Annotated in this window: 14 protein-coding genes and 1 pseudogene; 9 read left to right on the top strand and 6 right to left on the bottom strand. The window is 65.1% G+C overall.

Annotated features, from left to right (window positions below):
- The first annotated feature begins 47 nt into the window (after positions 1 to 47).
- The 4 genes from cobF (at position 48) to UB43_RS20355 (ending at position 6,763) form a co-directional block, all read left to right on the top strand.
- Positions 48 to 812, top strand: a complete 765-nt coding sequence (gene cobF, locus UB43_RS20370; RefSeq protein ID WP_045214564.1) for a precorrin-6A synthase (deacetylating) — start codon at positions 48 to 50, stop codon at positions 810 to 812.
- A 119-nt stretch (positions 813 to 931) separates the two neighbouring features.
- Positions 932 to 1,498, top strand: a complete 567-nt coding sequence (locus tag UB43_RS20365) for a cysteine dioxygenase family protein (RefSeq protein ID WP_045214562.1) — start codon at positions 932 to 934, stop codon at positions 1,496 to 1,498.
- A 115-nt stretch (positions 1,499 to 1,613) separates the two neighbouring features.
- Positions 1,614 to 2,756, top strand: coding sequence for an HD-GYP domain-containing protein (locus tag UB43_RS20360; protein ID WP_045214559.1), 1,143 nt, complete (start codon positions 1,614 to 1,616; stop codon positions 2,754 to 2,756).
- Positions 2,757 to 2,797: 41 nt separating this feature from the next.
- Entirely contained in the window at positions 2,798 to 6,763 is a 3,966-nt protein-coding gene (locus UB43_RS20355; RefSeq protein ID WP_045214555.1) for a response regulator, read from the top strand.
- Positions 6,764 to 6,773: 10 nt separating this feature from the next.
- Here the strand turns inward: UB43_RS20355 and UB43_RS20350 are convergent, their stop codons facing one another.
- Positions 6,774 to 7,550 carry an IclR family transcriptional regulator gene (locus UB43_RS20350; protein WP_045214552.1) on the bottom strand — a complete coding sequence of 259 codons (777 nt, stop codon included), beginning with the start codon at positions 7,548 to 7,550 and terminating at the stop codon, positions 6,774 to 6,776.
- 177 nt (positions 7,551 to 7,727) lie between these two features.
- Between UB43_RS20350 and UB43_RS20345 the strand changes: the two genes are divergently transcribed.
- The 4 genes from UB43_RS20345 to UB43_RS20330 all read left to right on the top strand — a co-directional run bounded on the left by UB43_RS20345 (position 7,728) and on the right by UB43_RS20330 (position 11,237).
- Complete coding sequence (locus tag UB43_RS20345) at positions 7,728 to 8,486, top strand: ABC transporter substrate-binding protein (protein WP_045214551.1); 759 nt, start codon at positions 7,728 to 7,730, stop codon at positions 8,484 to 8,486.
- 71 nt (positions 8,487 to 8,557) lie between these two features.
- Positions 8,558 to 9,214, top strand: coding sequence for an amino acid ABC transporter permease (locus UB43_RS20340; protein ID WP_038803618.1), 657 nt, complete (start codon positions 8,558 to 8,560; stop codon positions 9,212 to 9,214).
- The gene (locus tag UB43_RS20335) at positions 9,211 to 9,954 is read left to right on the top strand and encodes an amino acid ABC transporter ATP-binding protein (protein WP_045214550.1); all 744 of its coding nucleotides are present in this window, start codon (positions 9,211 to 9,213) and stop codon (positions 9,952 to 9,954) included. The genes UB43_RS20340 and UB43_RS20335 overlap by 4 nt, the downstream gene beginning before the upstream one ends.
- Positions 9,951 to 11,237 (top strand): FAD-binding oxidoreductase, encoded by a 1,287-nt coding sequence (locus tag UB43_RS20330; protein ID WP_045214549.1) that lies wholly within the window; start codon positions 9,951 to 9,953, stop codon positions 11,235 to 11,237. Before UB43_RS20335 ends, UB43_RS20330 begins: the two co-directional genes overlap by 4 nt.
- A 337-nt stretch (positions 11,238 to 11,574) precedes the next feature.
- On the opposite strand, the gene UB43_RS20325 is transcribed toward UB43_RS20330, so the two are convergent.
- The 5 genes and pseudogenes from UB43_RS20325 to UB43_RS20310 form a co-directional block, all read right to left on the bottom strand.
- Complete coding sequence (locus UB43_RS20325) at positions 11,575 to 12,771, bottom strand: hypothetical protein (protein WP_306345928.1); 1,197 nt, start codon at positions 12,769 to 12,771, stop codon at positions 11,575 to 11,577.
- Positions 12,684 to 15,218, bottom strand: a complete 2,535-nt coding sequence (locus tag UB43_RS30110) for a hypothetical protein (RefSeq protein WP_306345927.1) — start codon at positions 15,216 to 15,218, stop codon at positions 12,684 to 12,686. The genes UB43_RS20325 and UB43_RS30110 overlap by 88 nt, the downstream gene beginning before the upstream one ends.
- 25 nt (positions 15,219 to 15,243) lie before the next feature.
- Positions 15,244 to 16,605: pseudogene (locus UB43_RS29955) on the bottom strand (hypothetical protein); the annotation flags it as partial.
- A complete protein-coding gene (locus UB43_RS29620; RefSeq protein ID WP_045214545.1) occupies positions 16,533 to 17,291 on the bottom strand; it encodes an ESPR-type extended signal peptide-containing protein in 759 nt (252 codons plus the stop codon). The pseudogene UB43_RS29955 and the gene UB43_RS29620, both read right to left, overlap by 73 nt.
- 374 nt (positions 17,292 to 17,665) lie before the next feature.
- A complete protein-coding gene (locus tag UB43_RS20310) occupies positions 17,666 to 18,592 on the bottom strand; it encodes a hypothetical protein (RefSeq protein WP_156160457.1) in 927 nt (308 codons plus the stop codon).
- 441 nt (positions 18,593 to 19,033) lie between these two features.
- Here UB43_RS20310 and UB43_RS20305 point away from each other — a divergent pair, with 441 nt between their 5' ends.
- Positions 19,034 to 20,392, top strand: coding sequence for a glutamine synthetase family protein (locus tag UB43_RS20305; RefSeq protein WP_045214542.1), 1,359 nt, complete (start codon positions 19,034 to 19,036; stop codon positions 20,390 to 20,392).
- Positions 20,393 to 20,420: the final 28 nt, after the last annotated feature.

Below are 20,420 nucleotides of genomic sequence, written 5' to 3'. Positions count from 1 at the left end.
CAGGCGTAGTCTTGAAGCCCTTCGATCCACGGCACGCAGGACCAGACATGAAGCAGCTGCTCATCATCGGCATCGGCGCGGGTGACCCTGAATACCTCACCGTGCAGGCGATCAACGCGATGAACCGCGCGGACGTGTTCTTCCTCATGGACAAGGGCGCGAGCAAGGACAAGCTGCTCCAGCTGCGCCGCGACATCCTCGGGCGCTACGTTTCCCGCAGCGATTACCGCATCGTCGAAGCCGACAGCCCCGAACGCGTCCGCGAAGGCGACTACGCCGGGCAGGTGCGTGACCTCAACCAGGCCAAGCAGCAGGTGTTCGAACGCCTGATCGCGGACGAACTGCAGGAGGGCCAGTGCGGTGCCTTCCTGGTCTGGGGCGACCCCTCGCTCTACGACAGCACCCTGCGCATCCTCGACGCCGTCCTGCGCGAGGGCCGGGTGAACTTCGACTACCAGGTGATCCCCGGCATCACCAGCGTGCAGGCCCTCGCCGCACGCCACCGGGTGCCGCTGAACGCCATCGGCCAGTCAGTGCAGATCACCACCGGTCGTCGCCTGGCCGAAGGCTTCCCGGCCAATGCCGGGAGCGTCGTGGTGATGCTCGACGCCGAGGATACCTACTGCCAACTGGACGATCCGGAACTGGAAATCTACTGGGGCGCCTACGTCGGCACCCCGGACGAAATCCTCCGCAGCGGGCGGCTCACCGAGGTTGGCGAAGACATCCGGCGCACCCGCCAGGCAGCCCGCGAGGCCAACGGCTGGATCATGGATACCTACCTGCTGCGGCGCGCGCCGAAGGACGCCTGAGCCCCACGCAGGGTGGATGACCCGCGCCGGGTCATGTGCCCTGCGGTTCTGAGCAGGCTCGGCAAAAGCGGCTAGAGTGATGTCGTTGTGTCGACAACGCCTGCCGGAGCGCACCGCTCATGCCCCACGCCACCCTCGCCCGCTTCATCGAACACGCCACCCAACTCAGCCGGCAGGAATCCGAACCCTGCCAGTGCGTGGCCTCGCTGGCGCCTTTCATGATGGAGCTGCTCGCCCATGCCGGCGACTTCCTCGAAGCGCACCACTACCAGAGCGACCCGTTCCACTATGCGCGCAACCTGATCTACCAGGCGCCGGACGACAACCTGTCGCTCTACGCCCTGGTCTGGTCGCCGGGTCAATGGACGCCGGTACACGACCACGGCAGCTGGGGCGTGGTGGGCATAGTCGAGGGCGTGCTGGAGGAGCGCAGCTACGTCTGCCTGTCCGCCGACCGCAACCGCGACGAGGGCATCGAACTGGTCAAGGGCGGCATGATCCTGCTGCCACCCGGCGCGGTCACCAGCTTCGTCCCCAACCCCGACCACATCCACGTCACCGGTGTCCCTGCCGACCGCCCGCGCGCGGTCAGCCTGCACCTCTACGGGCGGATGATGAACAACTACCACATCTATGACGTCGAGGCCGGCACGCGGCACTTCGTCCAGGTAGAACACAACGGCTGATTCACCCACGGGCAGGCCTTGCGAATTGCCCGCGAGGCCCGTCCGGCGCGGTCTATACTGATTCGGCGCGCAGAAGGAAATGCTCTGGCGCGCGCCTTTCGGCGGAGGATGGTCAATGAATGCACCTGGTCCCGTTGTTCGTCCGACGATCCTGATCGTCGACGATGCTCCCGAGAACCTCACGCTCCTCTCGGAACTGCTCAAGCTGCTGTACCGCGTCAAGGCCGCCCGTACCGGCGAGAAGGCACTGCAGATCGCCCAGTCCGACGATCCGCCGGACCTCATCCTGCTGGACGTGATGATGCCTGGCATGAACGGCTTCGAGGTCTGCCGGCGCCTGCGTGAAGACACCCGTACGCAGCGCATCCCGGTGATCTTCATCACCGCCCAGGTCGCCGCCGACGAGGAAATCCGCGGCCTGGAGCTGGGCGCCGTGGACTACCTGACCAAGCCGATCAACCCGCCCACGGTGCTGATGCGCGTGGACAACCAGCTGCGCATCAAGGCCGCCGCCGACTTCCTGCGCGACCAGAACGAGTTCCTCGAACAGGAAGTGCAGCGCCGCACCCGCGAGCTCGCGGCCATCCAGGACGTCACCATCATCGCCATGGCGTCCCTGGCGGAGACCCGCGACAACGAGACCGGCAACCACATCCGCCGCACCCAGCACTATGTCCGGGCGCTCGCCGATCACCTGCAGCAGCACCCGCGCTTCGCCGCCGACCTCGACGACGAAACCCGACATCTGCTGTTCAAGTCCGCGCCGCTGCACGACATCGGCAAGGTCGGTATTCCCGACCATATCCTGCTCAAGCCCGGTCGACTCACCGCCGAAGAGTTCGAGGTCATGAAGAGGCACACCACGCTGGGGCTCGATGCGCTGGAAAAGGCCGAAGAACGCCTGGGCATGGACGTGCCCTTCCTGCGCCTGGCCAAGCAGATCGCTTACGGCCACCACGAGAAGTGGGACGGCTCGGGGTATCCGCTGGGGCTGGCGGGCGATGCGATCCCGCTATCGGCCCGGCTGATGGCAGTGGCCGATGTCTACGACGCGCTGATCAGCCGGCGCATCTACAAGAACGCCATGCCCCATGAGGCCGCAGTCGAGTACATCCGCAGCCAGCACGGCCTGCATTTCGATCCGGACGTGGTGGACGCCTTCCTCGCACTGCAGGACGAATTTCGACGCATTGCCGAAGAGTTCGGTGACAGCGATGCGTCACCTGACGACACCGGCATGCCCGGCCGACAGGCGTAACCCCTCATCGCTGCAAGGCAGGCTTGCCAGGAGGCGGCGCGATGGTGACCCCACTCGGCTTTCTACAGCAGCTGAAGCTGAGGACCCGGCTGGTGATCGGCTTTGGCGGCATCCTGCTGTTTGCCCTGTTCATCGGCCTGTACAGCCTGTACGTCCAGCGCGAGCAGAACCAGCGGATCACCCAGATCTATGAACAGGAGATGCTCGGCCTCTCCCATATCGATTCCGCCCGGGTCGCGCTGGCCAGCATAGGCAGGAGCGTCCGCCAGGCAGTGCTCGCCGCCGACACGGGTGCCAGGGAGCAGGCGTTGGAGCAGTTGAAGGACACCAGGGCGACCCTGCGCGAGGAGATCGAACAGGCGCGCCCGCTCATTTCTCGCCCCCTTGCGCAGCAGGGGCTGATCCGTTTCGAAGTCGCCTACGAGGACTACCAGGGCCAGATCGACCACGTGCTGCAACTCAACGACCAACCCGCCAGCGCCGGCCGTTCCTCGGACCTGGCGGCCATCGCCCTGCTGTCTTCCACCCAGCTCCAGCGCCCCGGCGAGGTCGCCAACCAGGCCCTGGCCGAGGTTGGGCAGATCAAGCGCGCCGGGGCGGACCTGGAGGTCAATCGCGCCTCCGAGCATTTCCTGCGCAGTGTCGAGCTGACCATCTGGCTGCTCGCGCTGTGCCTGGGCGGCGGGTTCCTCTTCGGGATTCTCATCAGCCTGTCCATTCGCCGCCCCGCCGAAAAGCTCAGGCACTCGGTCGACACCCTGAGCAAGGGCGAACTGGACGTGGTGGTTCCCTTCCAGGATTACCCCAATGAAATCGGCGAGATGGCGCGGGCGATCACTGCCCTGCAATCCGAAGCCCGCCAGATGGCGGACCAGCGCTGGGTGAAGACCCAGGTCGCCACCCTCAGCACCGCCATGCAATCCGTCGCCGGCTCCAGCGAACTGGGCGACCGTACCCTCGAGACGCTGGCCCCGCTCCTGGCGCTGCGGCGCGCCACCCTGCATGTTCACGATGAGAAGCATGCCGAGATGGTGCTGCTGGGCAGCTACGCACCGGGGCCGGGCGCGCCCTCGCGCCTGCCCGTGGGCCAGGGGCTGATCGGCCAGTGCGCGAAACAGCGCTCCGCGATCCACCTGCCCCTGCCCGAACGCCAGGCAGACGGCGAGTGCTCCCCGCCATTGGTGCTCGACGTGTTGCCACTGATCCACGGCGAACGCCTGGTCGGCGTGCTGGCATTGGAGGGCCTGCAGGAATTCGGCCCGAGCCAGCGGGTCCTGCTCGACGAATTCGTCCCGCTGCTGGCCATGAACCTGGAAATTCTCGAACGCACCTCGCGCACCGAACAACTGCTCAAGGAAACCCGCACCCAGGCCCAGCAGATGGAATGCCAGGCCTCGGCCCTGCAGGAAAGTGAAAGGCAGCTGCAATACATCCTCGACTGCAGCCCGGTCAGCGTCGCCATTTCCACCCATGGCCACCTGCACCTGGTCAACCCGGCGTTCGCCACGAGCTTCGGCCTCAGGGCCGGCGACGAGGCTGCCGGGCTCTACGTCGACGCTACGGAGCGAGAGGCCATCTGGAACGAACTCGCGGCCGGCAACCGGATGCTCGAGCGCGAGGTCCGCTTCTACGACAGCCAGGGCAATGTGCGCGACATCCTCGCCACCTACCTGCCAATGCTCCATCACGGCGAACCCGCCATGCTGGCCTGGCTGTACGACATCACCGAGCGCAAGCTGGTCGAGCAACAGATGCGCCGGGCCAAGGAGCTGGCCGAGGAAGCGACGCGGGCCAAGAGCGAATTCCTGGCCAACATGAGCCACGAGATCCGCACACCGATGAACGTGATCATCGGCATGAGCAGCCTCGCCCTGAAAAGCGGTCTCGACGCGCGGCAGCACAACTACGTGCAGAAGGTGAACCGCTCTGCCGAGGGGTTGCTCGGCATCATCAACGACATCCTCGACTTCTCCAAGATCGAGGCCGGGATGATGAGCGTGGAGCGCGTCGAGTTCCGCCTGGAAGACGTGCTCGAACAGTTTTCCGCCCTGGTCGGCTTCAAGGCCGAGGAGAAATCCCTGGAGCTGCTGTTCCAGCTCGGCCAGGAGCTGCCGACCTCGCTGGTCGGCGACCCGCTGCGCCTGGGGCAGATCCTGCTCAACCTGGGCAACAACGCGGTGAAGTTCACCGAACGCGGGGAGATCGTCCTCGGCATCGAGCCCGTGGCGCTCGGCCCGCGGGACGCGGAACTGCACTTCTGGCTGCGCGATACCGGTATCGGCATGACCGCCGAGCAGTGCGGGCGCATGTTCCAGTCGTTCATCCAGGCCGATTCCTCCACGTCGCGCCGCTATGGCGGCACCGGGCTGGGGCTGTCGATCTCCAGGAGCCTGGTGGAACTCATGGGGGGGAAAATCTGGGTGGACAGCGAGCCGGGCAAGGGCTCCGTCTTCCACTTCCATGCGCGCTTCGGCATCCCCGAGACCGCCGCGCCCCGGCGAATGCTGAGGGCGGACGAACTGCTCGGCGTACGCGCGCTGGTGGTCGACGACAACGCCGCGGCACGCGAAATTCTCTCCGGCATGGCGCTGAGCTACGGGCTGGAAGTCGACGTCGCGCGCAACGGCAACGAGGCCCTGGAGTGGATCAACGAGGCGGAACAACGGCAGTTGCCCTACCAGCTGGTGCTGGTCGACTGGCAGATGCCGGGGATCGACGGCATCGAGGTCGTCGCGCGGTTGCACGACGGCCACTGCGAGAACGTACCGGCGGTGATCATGGTCACCGCCTTCGGCCGAGATGAAGCACTGGATGCCGCCCGGCAACGCGGCGTCGAACTGGGCACGGTGCTGACCAAACCGGTGACCCCTTCCACCCTGCTGGAGTCGATCAACATCGCCCTGGGCAAGCAGAGCGCCGTCGAGCCGCGTAGCCGGGAACGCCAGAGCGCCACCGACGAGGCCTTGGCCCGCGTCGCCGGCAGCCGGGTATTGCTGGTGGAAGACAACGAGTTGAACCAGGAGCTGGCGATGGAGTTGCTGGGCGACGCCGGCATCGAGATCGTGCTGGCCTGCAACGGCCAGGAAGCGCTGGACCGGCTGGCCGTCGACAGGCAATTCGACTGCGTGCTGATGGACTGCCAGATGCCCGTGCTCGACGGTTACGCCGCCACCCGGGCGCTGCGCCTGCGCCCGGAACTGGCGCAGTTGCCGATCATCGCCATGACTGCCAACAACATGGCCGGGGACCGCGAACTGGCCCTGGCCGCCGGCATGAACGACCACATCGCCAAGCCCATCGACCCGCCCGCCATGTTCCTCACCCTGTCACGCTGGATCAAGCCACGGCAGCGCCCGGCCACCACGAGCGAGCCGCCGGCTGCACCGCCCGCCAGCCAGTTCGACCTGCCGGGCATCGACAGCCGCGCGGGGCTGGCCACCTGCGCCGGCAAGGCGGCGCTCTACGAACGTCTGCTGCAGCGCTTCCGCACCAGCTACCGAGACTTCATCGGCGAGTTTCGCGCACTCGACTCGGCGGCCGACCCGACGGCCCGTCGCCGCGCGGCCCACACCCTGCGCGGCGCGGCTGCCAATATCGGTGCCCTGGCGCTGGCCCGGGCGGCCACGGTGCTGGAGGACGCCTGCCAGGGGCCATCCCCGGAAGAGCTCATCTCGCGCCTGCTATTCGATGTGCAGGCGCAACTGGAGACGGTGCTGACGAGCCTGGCGACTCTCGGTGCCGCGCCAACGGCGCAGCCGCCTGCCGCCGCCATGCCGGAGGAGCAGGTCAAAGCCCTCCTCCAGCAGCTGCACGCCTTGCTCGAAGACAGCGACACCAGCGCCGGCGAGCTGGTCGGCCGGCTGGGCAGCGCTTTCGCGGATTCGCCACGGGCGGGGCTGCTGCAGGAGATAACCGAAGCCATCGATGGCTTCGACTTCGAACGAGCCCTGGCGCAGCTGCAACGGCTGCTGGAGGCATCGCCCGAGCGTCTGCAGCCGCAAGCCTGAGCGTGCTGTTTCAGAGCGTCCGGATCGAAGTACTGATCGCCCGTGCACACTCGATGGCCGCCGGCGCCAGGCGGCGTTCGGCGTCCTCGCGGGTCCAGCGGCTGGTGGGCGCCACCACGTGCACCGACGCCACCGGGCGCCCCTGGCTGTTGCGCACCGGCGCGGCCACCGCCATGTCCCCCAGGAACAGTTCCTCGCTGTTGATCGCATAACCCTTGCGGCGGATGTCGGCGATCTCCGCGAGGATTTCCTCCAGCGAGGTGCGGGTGTACTGGGTATGGCTGGACAGATCGCTGCCCTGCAGCAACTCCAGCACCTCGTCGTCGCTCAGCGCACTCAGGAAGGCGCGGCCCGAGGCGGTGCAATACATGGGGATGCGGCTGCCGATGGGCAGGTGGATCGGGATGAACTTCGGCCCCACGAAACGCGCCACGTAGAGCATGTCGGTGCGCACCGGCTCGGTGAGGTTGGTGGTCTCGCCGGTGGTCTGCGCCAGTTCCGCGAGGAAGGGGTTGGCGACGTCCACCAGGGTGTCGGCGGCGAGGTAGTTGTAGCCGATCTCCATCACCTGTGGCGTCAGCTGGAAGCGCTTGGTCTGCGGGTGCTTGCTGACGTACCCCAGCGCTTCGAGCGTGTGGATCATCCGCTGCGCGGAGCTCTTGGTGATGTCGGCGGCCTCCGCCACTTCCGCCAGGTTCATGGTGCGGCTGCGCGCGTTGAAGGCGCGCAGCACGGCCAGGCCCTTTTCCAGCGACTGGTTGAACAGGCTGTTTTCGTTGTCGCTCATGTCTCGTCCTTGCGAAGGATCAGATTCTTATTAGACCGTAAATATCGATATGCGATATTTATAAATCTCTTTACGATTCTTGTAAATCATTTATATTGCGACCAACGCCTCCTGCCGATACTCGAGGCTATCCATAACGCATAAAGACAACAATCCGCGTCAAATGGGAGTTCACCAATGCATCCTCGCCTCCGCGTGTTTTCCTGCGCCCTCGCGCTCGTCGCCAGCTGCGCCGCATCCCTGGCCGCCCAGGCCGAACCTCTGAAGGTCGGCGCCACCGCCACCGGCGTGCCCTTCACCTTCCTCGACGTCAAGACCAACAGCATCCAGGGCATGATGGTCGACTCCGCACAGGCCGTGGCCAAGGCCGGCGGCTTCGACGTGGAAATCGCCCAGACCACCTTCGCCGCACTGATCCCCTCGCTCACCGCGAAGAAGATCGACCTGATCTCCGCCGCCATGCTGCGCACCCCCGAGCGGGAGAAAGTGGTGCAGTACTCCGACCCGGTGTTCGAGTACGGCGAAGGCCTGGTGGTGCGCGCCGACGACGACAAGGCCTACACCAGCATGGATGACTTCAAGGGCGAGATCGTTGGCGCCCAGGTCGGCACCATCTTCATCGACAAGCTCAACCAGCGCGGCATCTTCAAGGAAGTGCGCGGCTACGACTCCCTCGCCGACCTCACCCGCGACCTGGCCCTGGGGCGCATCAAGGCCGGCTTCGGCGACCACCCGATCCTCGCCTACCAGATGGCCAAGGGCAGCCTGAAGAAGGTGCGCCTGGTGGACAGCTACCAGCCGCAGATCAAGGGCGAGGTCTGCCTGATCCTGCGCCAGGGCGACCCGGCTCTGCTCGCCCAGGTGAACAAGGGCATCGCCAGCATCAAGGCCGACGGCACCCTCGCCGGCATCATCGACAAGTGGCACCTGGACTGACGGTCGCCCTTCTCGCGCGCCTCCTGCGCCCGGCCACGGGCGCTCTCTGATTTCCGCTCACGGACACCCCTATGTTTCTCCAGAATGCTCTGGACTTCCTGCCCATTCTCCTGAGTGGCGCGGTGGTCACCGTGCAGGTCACGATTGCGTCGTTCCTGCTCAGCTCGCTCATCGGCCTGGCCTTCGCCCTGATGATGGTGTCGAAGATTCGCGCCGTGGCGCTGTTCGGCATCTCCGTGGTCAACGTGATCCGCGGCCTGCCGATCATCGTGCAACTGTTCTACATCTACTTCGTGCTGCCGGACTTCGGCGTGCAGCTCAGCGCCATGCAGGCCGGCATCATCGGCCTGGGCATCGCCTACTCGGCGTACCAGGCGGAGAACTTCCGCGCCGGCATCCAGGCCATCCAGCAGGGGCAGATCGAAGCCGCCGAATCCCTCGGCATGCGCGGCCCGATGATCATGCGCCGGGTCGTGCTGCCGCAGGCCTTCCGCATCGCCCTGCCGCCCTACGGCAACACCCTGGTGATGATGCTCAAGGACTCCTCGCTGGTGTCCACCATCACCGTGGCCGAGATGACCCGCGCCGGCCAGCTGATCGCCTCCTCGACCTTCGAGAACATGACCGTCTACACCCTGGTGGCCCTGCTCTACCTGGCCCTGAGCCTGCCGCTGTCGTACGCCCTGCGCCGCCTCGAAGCGCGCATCGCCACGAGGAAGAAAGCATGATCCGCATCCAGTCGCTGCACAAAAGCTACGGCAGCACCCGCGTTCTCGAAGGCATCGACCTGTCGGTGGAGAGCGGCCAGGTGGTGTGCCTGATCGGCCCGTCCGGCTCGGGCAAGTCCACCCTGCTGCGCTGCATCAACGGCCTGGAGACCTACGAGGGTGGCGACATCCTGGTCGGCCAGGAGCGCGTCGACCGTCACGCCAACTCCATCCACGAGATCCGCACCCAGGTGGCGATGGTGTTCCAGCGCTTCAACCTGTTCCCCCACCGCACCGCCCTGCAGAACGTGATGGAAGGCCCGGTGTACGTGAAGAAGGAACGCCCGGAAGCAGCCCGCGAGCACGCCCGCGCCCTGCTGGAAAAGGTCGGCCTGAGCCACCGCATGGACGCCTATCCGGACGAGCTCTCCGGCGGCCAGCAGCAGCGCGTTGCCATCGCCCGTGCGCTGGCGATGCGGCCCAAGGCGATCCTCTTCGACGAGCCGACCTCGGCGCTGGACCCGGAACTGGTCGGTGAAGTGCTGGCAGTGATGCGCAAGCTCGCCGACGAAGGCATGACCATGGTGGTGGTCACCCACGAGATGGGCTTCGCCCGCGAAGTGGCGGACAAGGTGTGCTTCCTCTATGGCGGGCGCATCGTCGAGGAAGGCGCTGCCAAGGACGTGCTCGGCGCGCCGAGCCAGCCGCGCACCCAGGAATTCCTCCGCCGCCTGCTCAACACCGACGGGGGCCAGGCATGAACGCCCAGCCCCTGGCACTGCCACCCTCGCTCTGGGCGGCCACCGCGAGCGCCGGCCCGGCAACACCGGCACTGGCTGAAGACAAGCAGGTCGACGTCGCCATCGTCGGCGCCGGCTACACCGGATTGGTCACCGCGCTGCACCTGGCCCGCAATGGCGTGCGCGTCTGCGTACTGGACGCCGGCGAGCCCGGCTGGGGCGCTTCCGGGCGCAACGGCGGGCAGGTGATTCCCGGCCTCAAGCATGATCCCGATGACCTTCGCCGCATGTTCGGCGGCGACCAGGCCGAGCGCCTGATCGAAGTTGCCGGGGGCGCTGCCGATGAAGTCTTCGAGCTGATCCGCCGCTACGACATCGACTGCGAAGCCACCCGCAAGGGCTGGATTCAACCGGCCGCTTCTCCGGCCGCGCTGCGCGCCATCGAAAAACGCGCCGAGCAATGGCGTCAGCACGGCGTGCCGGTGGAGATGCTCGACAAGAGCAGCGTCGCCCAGCGCATCGGCAGCAATGATTATCTCGGCGCCTGGGTCGACCCGCGCGCCGGCAGCGTGCAGCCGCTGAGCTACGTGCGCGGCCTGGCCCGCGCCGCGCTGAGCGAAGGCGCGGACATCCACGGCCACAACCGTGTGACCGACCTGCGCCGCCATGGCAGCGGCTGGCAGCTCACCACGGATACTCGGCACAGGGTCACCGCCGAGCGCGTGATCCTCGCCACCAACGGTTATACCGACGACCTGTGGCCGAAGCTGCGGCAGACGGTGATCGCCGCCAACAGCTTCATCGTCGCCACCAAACCCTTGCCAGAGAACCTGCGGCGCAGCGTGCTGCCGGGTGGCGAGGTCTGCTCGGATGCGCGTCGCCTGCTGCTGTACTTCAAGCAGGACGCGCGCGGCCGGCTGCTGCTGGGTGGCCGCGGCCCGTTCGCCGAGCCGCGTTCGCCTGGTGATTGGCTGCATCTGAAGCGTTCGCTGCTGGGACTGTTCCCGCAACTGGCCGAGGTCGAGTTCGAATACCAGTGGAGCGGCCGCGTGGCGCTGACGCCGGACTTCATGCCGCGGCTGCACGAACCGGCACCGAACCTGAGCATCCTGCTGGGCTACAACGGACGCGGCATCGCCATGGCTTCCACCCTCGGCCGGCACCTGGCCGAGCGCCTGCTGGACCGCGAGAAGAACTTCCCCTTCCCGCTCACGCCGGTGCGACCAATCCCCTTCCACGGATTGCAGCGCCTCTACCTCGGCGTCGGTATCGCCTGGTACCGGCTGCTCGACGCGGTCCTCTGACCGAACCCGGCATCGGCGCTGCCGGATGCCAATCGCGGACGGAGTCCGCTCCTACGTCACCGGCGAGTGTAGGAGCGGACTCCGTCCGCGATGTCCTTAAGCCCGCTCCGTCACAAGCAATGGAACCCGCCAATCGCGATTGATGGGTATCGCTGCGCTCCACACCAACCCGGCCCCGCTGCTCCAAGCGCCGATTCGACCGGTGCAGGGAGGCGACGCGCAACGGCGCTGGGAGACACGAGGCTGAAAAAGAAAAACCCCTGTCACCGCGAGCGACGACAGGGGTAGAAGAAGACGCCCCACCAGGGAAGATGGGGCATCGATGCCGTCAATACCCTCACACTGGCAGAGCTTGCTCGCGAACCCGTCCCGGCATCGGCGCTGCCGGATGCCAATCGCGGACGGAGTCCGCTCCTGCGTCACCGGCGAGCGTAGGAGCGGACTCCGTCCGCGATGTCCTTAAGCTAGCTCCGTCGCAGCCAATGGAACCCGCCAATCGCAATTGATGGCTATCGCTGCGCTCCACACCACCCCGGCCCCACGGCTCCACACGCCGGTTCGACCGGTGCAGGAAGGCGGCGCGCAACGGCGCTGGGAGACGCGAGGCTGAAAAAGAAAAACCCCTGTCACCGCGAGCGACGACAGGGGTACCCGCTGCCGCCGAGGCCATACTGGCGCCCGGAACATACGGCTGCGGCAGGCTGGCGGCGGCCAGGGCGCCGGCAATACCGGCACTGAGGGTGTCGTCGGTCTTCTGCAGATCGCGCTTCAGGCTGTTGTACTGGGCGTTGCTCTGACCCGAGAGGGCGTTCAGCGCATCTTCCACCTGGCCGACGTTGACCGCATCGGTACGCTCGGTACCGCTGGCCACGTTGGTGATCTGACGCTCGTTACCGACGCTGCCAACAGACATGCTGTTGTCGCGGTCGGCCACCGAGTTCGCACCGACAGCCACCGAGTTCTTGCCCGAGGCCTTGGCGCCGGAACCCATCGCGGTGCTGTTCGCACCCGAGGCTTCCGCACCAGCACCAGCAGCTACCGAGTCGGTGCCAGTCGCTTTCGGCTTCGGCAGATTCGAGGTGTTCTGAACCTGAATCATACCATCGGTACCGTTCTGCAGATTGCTGACGTCACCTTCGGTCTTGGTCACGCGGTTGTCGATCGTGGTCACACGATTGTCCACGTCGGCGACCGAACTGTTCAGCCCCTTGATCGAGTCATCGGTGTAAGCCTTGGACTCCGCCACGGCGCCGTCCAGCTGACGCACGTTGACCGCATCGTTGGCATCCTTGCCGTCAGCAACGTTGCTGATGGTGCGGGTTTCGCCAGTGGCCGCATTACCGACGGACACGGTGCCAACGACGTTATCGTTGGTTGCGCCCGAGTATTTGCCGGTGTAGGCAACCTCGGCACCACGGCCGTTGTCGCTGGAGCCCTGACCCAGAGCTACGCTGCCCTTGGCCGAAGCTTCGGCACCGTCGCCCACGGCAACCGCACCGTCACCCGATGCCTTGGCGGCGCCGCCAACGGCCACCGAATCAGCACCACTGGCAACGGACTCGGCCTTGGTCGAGTTCGCGCGGAAGTACTTGGAGTTACCGGCAATGTTGGAGATGTTGGTAATGCTGCCTTCTGCGCTACATCCTGGTTGGTCGCGAACAGCTGCGAGCCATTGACGGCGTCTTTGCTGTCGGCGGACAGATCACCGGCCTTGATGTTGGTCAGCTGGACCGGAGTATCCGCGTTGCCCAGGGTCACCTTGTCGTGTGCGGCCGAGTCGTACATCACCGCATCGCCCATCAGACCGCTGAGGTTGGTGATGGAGTTGTTGATGGTGGAGATGTCGCCTTCGTTGGTGGTCACACGGGCGTCGAGGTTGCTGATGTTGCCTTCGTTGGTAGTGACGCGACCATCGAGGTTGGTGATCGACGTGGTGTTACCCGCAATGTCGGTGGTGTTCTGAGTCACGCGGCCATCGAGGTTGCTGATGTCGGTGGTGTTCTGAGCCACGTTCTGGTTGGTGGCGAACAGCTGGGAACCATTGACGGCTTCCTTGCTGTCGGCCGCCACGGCGCCATCAGCCACGTTGATCAGCTTGCGAGCCCCGGCGGTGCCCAGGAAGTCGACGGCAGCGCCATCGGTGTCCTTGCCCACGGTCAGGTTTTCGCCAGCAGCGGACTGCTGGACCAGGCCGATGGTGCCGTTGCTGATCTGGGTGTTGATGTTGCTGACGTCGCCTTCCACGTTGGTCACGCGACCGTCGAGGTTGGTGATCGCGGTGGTGTTGCCAGCGATGTCGGCGGTGTTCTGCGCTACATCCTGGTTGGTCGCGAACAGCTGCGAGCCATTGACGGCGTCCTTGCTGTCTGCGGACAGATCACCGGCCTTGATGTTGGTCAGCTGGACCGGAGTATCCGCGTTGCCCAGGGTCACCTTGTCATGCGCGGCCGAGTCGTACATCACCGCATCGCCCATCAGACCGCTGAGGTTGGTGATGGAGTTGTTGATGGTGGAGATGTCGCCTTCGTTGGTGGTGACACGGGCGTCGAGGTTGTTGATCGACGTGGTGTTACCCGCAATGTCGGTGGTGTTCTGAGTCACACGGCCATCGAGGTTGCTGATGTCGGTGGCGTTCTGAGCCACGTTCTGGTTGGTTGCGAACAGCTGGGAACCGTTGACGGCTTCCTTGCTGTCGGCCGCCACGGCGCCATCAGCCACGTTGATCAGCTTGCGAGCACCGGCAGTGCCCAGGAAGTCGACGGCAGCGCCATCGGTGTCCTTGCCCACGGTCAGGTTTTCGCCAGCAGCGGACTGCTGGACCAGGCCGATGCCGCCGTCATTGAGCTGGGCGCTAAGGCTGCCCAGTGCATCGTCGACCTTGCCGAACGCGCTGCCCACATCGGTGGCCGCGCCGCTGGTGCCGTTAATGCTGTTGGCATGGGTCAGCGCATAGCTCGGGGCGGTGATTGCACCATTGGCGCCCAGGGTGGTCCCCAGTGCGGTCGCCGTGGTGCTGACAGTGTTGTACAGCTGGCCGCCATCCACGGCGTCCTTGCTGCCCGAAGCCACGTTGCCGTCGGCCACGTTGGTGACTTTGTTGCCGCCCATGCTGACGGTCTGGCCGGCGCCGACGGTGAGGCCGCCGTTGGCGGTCAGCATGCCGCTGAAGGTCGGGTTGTTGACCACGCCCACGGTCACGGTGTTGCCACTGCGCGTGACGGTAGCGTTGGTGCCCGCAGCGAAGTTGGCAGTACCGCCCGGAGCGATGTTCTGCGAGGTGGCGCCGCCGTCGGTGCTCAGGTTCCAACCCTTGTTGGCGGTGGTGTTGAGCACGCCCAGGGCGGCATCAACCTTGCCGAAGCCCGTGCCCACGTCGGTGGCCGCGCCGCTGCTGCCACCGATGCTGTTGGCATTGGTCAGCGCATAGCTCGGGCCGGTAACCGCGCCGGTGGTGCTGTTGAACGCCGCAGCGCCGCCCAGTGCGGTTACAAGCGGGGTGAGCTGCGATACGTTCACCGCGTCGGTGCTCTGCGTACCGGCGGCCATGTTCACGACCTGGCGCGTTCTGCTGGCGGAGGCGTTGCCCACCGACACCGTATTGGTCCGGTCAGCCAGTGCGTTCTCGCCGAGCGCCACGCTGTTATCCGCACTCGCGGTCGCACCGGCGCCCACGGCCGTGGTGTAGTTGCCGGTTGCCTTGGACGAACCGCCCAGCGCCGTCGCGCGCTGCGAAGTTGCCGTGGCACTGGTACCAATAGCGGTGGCGTAATAGCCGCCGCTGATAGAGCTCTGTGCCAATGCACCGGAACCCAGGGCCACGTCGCCCGACATCTTGGCAGCGGCCGTATTACCTATCGCGATCGATAAACCATTGAGCGCCTGAGCCGAAGTACCCATGGCGATATTGTTCGAGCCGCCACTGGAGGCTGCCGCACCGCCAATGGCGATGTCGTTGGTGCCGCCAGCCGACGAGTCGGCCACCCAGCGCAACACCGCTGGCGCCTGTCACAGTGGTGCCATGACCGATGGCGACGGAATAGGTGGTGAGGTGCGTATCGGCACCATTACCCAGCGAGGTCGACTGGCCGCCAGCCTGCGAACCAGCACCGATGGCCAGTGCATTCGCGGCAGTGGCCGCAATGGTTGCATTTGCGCCGATCGCAATATCGACCGTGCCACCAGCTGAAGCTCCCTGCCCAAGCGCCAGCGCGCTTGCGCCTGAAGCATTGGCCGCGTTACCCAGCGCAACCGCACTAAGGCCGGAAGTCGTGGAATTGATACCCGCCGCAATCGAATAATTGCCGGAAGAGGTAGCACTCTGCCCCATCGCCACGCTACCGGATCCGCTGGCATTGGCTTTTATGCCGCTCGCAACGGAACCGCCGGCCGCAGACGCATCATCGGTGCCGTCATTGGCGCCAACCGCCTTGAAGTAACGGTTGGTGTTGGTGGCCTGGGTATTGACCTTGCCCAGTGCGGTATCGACCTTGGCAAACGCGCTGCCCACGTCGGTGGCCGCGCCGCTGGTGCCGCCGATGCTGTTGGCATTGGCCAGCGCATAGCTGGGCGCGGTAATCGAACCGGTGGTGCTGCTATAAGCAGCACCACCGCCCAGCGCCGAGGCCGTGCTGGTGCCGTTGTTATTGACCTTGGCGTCTTCGGACTGCAGCTGGCTGACGTTGACCGCGTCGGTGGCGCTGGAGCCGGCCGCCACGTTGGTCACGCGACGCTCCTTGCCCGACGAACCCAGCGAGACCTCGCCATTGGCGGCCGAAGCCGTGCCCGACAGCGCGCCCGAACCCGGGTTGTAGCCGGCGGCGGCCAGGTTGGCCGTGGTGGTGGAATTGGTACCCAACGCCACCGAGTTGGCGGCCGACGTAACAGCACCCGCACCCAGTGCAACACCAGTAGCGCCTGTCACAGTGGTGCCATGACCAATGGCGACGGAATAGGTGGTGAGGTGGGTATCGGCACCATTGCCCAGCGAGGTCGACTGGCCGCCAGCCTGCGAACCAGAACCGATGGCCAGTGCATTCGCGGCATTGGCCGCAACGGTTGCATTTGCGCCGATCGCAATATCGACCGTGTTGGCAGCCGAGGCGTTTTGACCGATCGCCACCGAGCCTGAGCCGGCGGCATTAGACGAGGTGCCCAGCGCAACCGCGGTAAAACCCGCGGCGGCGGAGCTACTTCCCAGCGCGACCGAATTAGTGCCGGCAGACGTGGCGCTTTGACCCACAGCCGTACTACCGCCCCCCGAGGCCGTAGCTTTCGCACCGGCCGCAGTGGCGCCACCTACGGCACTCGCGTCGTCGGTGCCGTCATTCGCACCACCCGCCTTGAAGTAACGGTTGCAACAGCCCCCGATCCCAGGGCCAGGGAGGCCGTTGTGATGCTGAGTCCGCTGTTCGCCGTGGCACCATTGCCAATGGCCACCGTGGAGGCGCTGGACGCCACGGCCAGCGGGCCGATCGCCGTGGCGTTCGTACCGGTGGCGGAGGAGTCGCCCAGCGAGGAATTGGTATGGAAATAGGTCGTGGCAGCCTGCAACTGACCATAGGTGGCCGCATCGGTGGCGGCGGTGCCGTTGGCCAGGTTGGTGATCTTGTTGTTCGCCAGGCTGGTCACGCCATTGAGCGTGATACCGCTGGGGCCCGTCAGGGTGATGGTGCCCACACCGGTGGTGCTGGTCTTGCCGATGGCCATCCAGGCCTTGCCGGCCTGCGGGGCCGATGCCGAGGCTTCGTTGAGGATGATGGCATCGCTGCCGGATGCGCCGGTACAACCGGTGAGATCGACCCCGCCATTCTGCCAGGTGCCACCGCTGGCGCCATCGGCGCTGGAGTAGCTGCCCGCGCCATTGGCGGGGTTACAGTTGACGATGGCGCCCGCGAAGGCCTCGGGTGCGGCAATCCCCCCTGCTGCCAGAGCAATTGCCGCAGCGAGACGCCCCATCCCCGAGCGACCGGACTTCACGCGCCCTTTGGCGAATTCGGACGCCGCCACATAGGTTCCGGTTTTGCTGCACCAGACACAGCGATAGATGATGTTCAAGCTTGTAGCTCCAAAGTAATCGTGAGGACTCTTCCTGGTGCTTTTTGGGCCTGTAGGAAGAATGCGCAGATGCTAAGGAGCGGCCGAATCCGACGAACCTAGGATATTCCCTGATGGCTGTAGGAAATCCCCTAATAACAAGATCACCCCCAGGGTAATTAAGATAATTCCCAATATAGAAGGGAAACTTCGGGCAGATTCCTAGCTAGAACAATTACTTGGGAACAGCGATTGCAGCGGATAACCGGCGCGGCATGTCACGGAATGCCCTGGTTATTCCAGGAAGGAACAACGAAAAACCTGCCTGACAGACTTTGTCTGCAGGCAGATTCAGTAAGAAAGGCAACTAGTTGTCGGCGCGCTGATGCCAATGATTATTTCTGGGTGCTGGCATTCTTCTGCGCTGCCGGCACGAAGTAGGTGGCCTGTACGCGGTAGTCATTACCCATGATGTAGCCCGCGCCGAGCCAGATCTGGCCGTTCTGCGTGAAGATCAGACCGTCGCTGCGCGAGACCTTGTAACGCATGCCTGCATCACTGCTGAAAGCGGTCCCCAGCTCATCGAGTTGTTCCAGGCGATACTGGGTCGCGGCCGGAGGCAGGTAACGCTGAACCAGTTGCAGATAGGACGGAGCCATGGAGCTGAACAGGGTGCGGGCCTTTTCCTGATACTGCGCCAGCGTCAGGCCGGGAGTTTCCGCCAGGCGTTCGGCGATGTAGGCATAGGTATCGGCGCTGGCACGAACCTGGGCGATGCGCAGCCGGAAGAGCCGGTTGGTGGCTTCCTGGTCGATGACCTGGCGAGTCTCGGTGGCAACGGTTTCTTTCTTCTGCCCCTTGTCGGTCTTGTCGCCCTTCTCGACCTTGGCCGCCTGCGCCACGGGTACCTTGACCTCACGCAGGATGTCGCCCGGGCTCAGCGGAGACATCACCACCATCGCCTGATAGGCCGCGCAGGCCGTGGCCTGGCCCGCCTTGTCGCCGTTGACCAGCAAGGCAACGGCATCCTTGGCGGTGGGCGTCAGCTTGGTGGCGTCGATCCCCAGCGTCGTCAGCTGTGCGTTGTTCTGCGCTTGAGTGATCGCGCCCTGGGCCATGGCACAGAGCTGGTTGACCAGCACCGGAGCCTGCTGGCCATTGAAGGTGGGCACTAGCGAACTGACTGCGTCTTGAATGATGGGTAGCGCTGGGGTCTTGGTCCAGTGAGTCTGATCGGGTTTCTTGGCTGCAGGCATATTCTGGTCACAGCCAACCACCGCCACTGCCACCAGGGCAGACAGCGCAAATATCTTCAGTTTCATGTTTACACCTGGGAGTTCTGTCAGCATTCGCCTGGCGAATGCCAGCGAAATGTCGCGGCGATTTTAGTAACCCGTCATCGGTCGTCATGTAGTTATTTTCCTGCTCACTAGTGGGAAAACTCTTAGGATGACTTTCATAAGGGTGCCGTCCGACAAACGAACACTGGATTCCCTGAAAGAACCACGCGGGATGAAGGACCGACAAAGCGCACGGCAATCGCCTCGGCCAAGGTGCTGCCGCCATCCCGGCAACGGACAATCACCTCGGTCGCCCACTCGCCCCCTGTGCAAGCCCCCTCGCTGGCGTGTTCTCTTGCACGGCAAACGCAGCTTTGCGCAAAGTGGATAGAACACCGCCGCTCCCGCGCCGACACTAGCCTCGCCTGGCAGCACCCCTGCTGCGTGTGCATTCACTACAAAACCAAAAAAACCGAGGCTTGTATGACCACCCCCGCCGAGCAACTGGAGCAACGGCTGAAGCAACAGAAAATCACCGAAGTCGAATGCGTGGTGAGCGACCTCACCGGCATCGCCCGCGGCAAGATTTCCCCCACCAACAAGTTCCTCGGCGAGGGGGGCATGCGTCTCCCCGAAAGTGTTCTGCTGCAGACGGTCACCGGCGATTTCGTCGATGACGACGTCTACTACGACCTGCTGGACGAAGCGGACATCGACATGGTCTGCCGTCCCGACCCGGACGCCATCTTCCTGGTGCCCTGGGCGCTGGAACCGACCGCGATGGTCATCCACGACACCTTCGACAAGGTCGGCAACCCCATCGAACTGTCGCCGCGCAACGTGCTCAAGCGCGTGCTCAAGCTCTATGCCGACAAGGGCTGGAGCCCGGTGGTGGCGCCGGAGATGGAGTTCTACCTGACCAAGCGCAGCAGCGACCCGGACTTCCCGCTGGAAGCCCCCGTGGGCCGCTCGGGCCGCCCGGAAAGCGGCCGCCAGAGCTTCTCCATCGACGCCGCCAACGAATTCGACCCGCTGTTCGAGGACGTCTACGACTGGTGCGAGCTGCAGGGCCTGGACCTGGACACGCTGATCCACGAGGACGGCCCGGCGCAGATGGAGATCAACTTCCGTCATGGCGACGCGCTGAGCCTGGCCGACCAGATCATCGTGTTCAAGCGCACCATGCGCGAAGCCGCGCTCAAGCATGACGTCAGCGCCACCTTCATGGCCAAGCCGATCACCGACGAGCCCGGCAGCGCCATGCACATCCACCAGAGCGTGCTGGACATCGCCACCGGCAAGAACATCTTCGCCGCCGAAGACGGCTCCATGAGCCAGCTGTTCCTGCACTACATCGGAGGCCTGCAGAAGTACATCCCGAAAGTGCTGCCGATGTTCGCGCCGAACGTGAACTCCTTCCGCCGCTTCCTGCCGGATACCTCCGCGCCGGTGAACGTCGAATGGGGCGAAGAGAACCGCACCGTGGGCCTGCGCGTGCCCGCCGCGCCGCCGATCGCCATGCGCGTGGAAAACCGCCTGCCGGGCGCCGACGCCAACCCGTACCTGGCGCTGGCCGCCAGCCTGCTCTGCGGTTACCTGGGCATGATCGAGCAGATCAACCCCAGCGCTGCCGTCCAGGGCCGTGCCTACGAGCGCCGCAACCTGCGCCTGCCGATCACCATCGAGGACGCGCTGCAGCAGATGGAAGACTGCGCCGTGCTCAAGGAATTCCTCGGCGAGAAATTCGTGCAGGGCTACGTCGCGGTGAAGCGCACCGAGCACGAGAACTTCAAGCGGGTGATCAGTTCCTGGGAGCGCGAGTTCCTGCTGCTGAGCGTCTGATCAACCGCACTACTCCATTCACAACAAC

It is taken from the genome of Pseudomonas sp. 21, assembly GCF_000955805.1.
In the GTDB taxonomy this organism is placed as follows: Bacteria; Pseudomonadota; Gammaproteobacteria; order Pseudomonadales; family Pseudomonadaceae; genus Pseudomonas.
The sequence above is the reverse complement of the archived record's forward strand: the minus strand, read 5'-3'. Positions and strand labels throughout refer to the sequence as shown.

Coding starts and splice junctions, on each gene's coding strand:
- UB43_RS20310 (WP_156160457.1), bottom strand. CDS start 18,592: ATGAAACTGAAGATATTTGCGCTGTCTGCCCTGGTGGCAGTGGCGGTG.
- UB43_RS20335 (WP_045214550.1), top strand. CDS start 9,211: ATGATCCGCATCCAGTCGCTGCACAAAAGCTACGGCAGCACCCGCGTT.
- UB43_RS20345 (WP_045214551.1), top strand. CDS start 7,728: ATGCATCCTCGCCTCCGCGTGTTTTCCTGCGCCCTCGCGCTCGTCGCC.
- UB43_RS20330 (WP_045214549.1), top strand. CDS start 9,951: ATGAACGCCCAGCCCCTGGCACTGCCACCCTCGCTCTGGGCGGCCACC.
- UB43_RS20360 (WP_045214559.1), top strand. CDS start 1,614: ATGAATGCACCTGGTCCCGTTGTTCGTCCGACGATCCTGATCGTCGAC.
- UB43_RS20355 (WP_045214555.1), top strand. CDS start 2,798: ATGGTGACCCCACTCGGCTTTCTACAGCAGCTGAAGCTGAGGACCCGG.
- UB43_RS20305 (WP_045214542.1), top strand. CDS start 19,034: ATGACCACCCCCGCCGAGCAACTGGAGCAACGGCTGAAGCAACAGAAA.
- UB43_RS20340 (WP_038803618.1), top strand. CDS start 8,558: ATGTTTCTCCAGAATGCTCTGGACTTCCTGCCCATTCTCCTGAGTGGC.
- UB43_RS20365 (WP_045214562.1), top strand. CDS start 932: ATGCCCCACGCCACCCTCGCCCGCTTCATCGAACACGCCACCCAACTC.
- cobF (WP_045214564.1), top strand. CDS start 48: ATGAAGCAGCTGCTCATCATCGGCATCGGCGCGGGTGACCCTGAATAC.
- UB43_RS20350 (WP_045214552.1), bottom strand. CDS start 7,550: ATGAGCGACAACGAAAACAGCCTGTTCAACCAGTCGCTGGAAAAGGGC.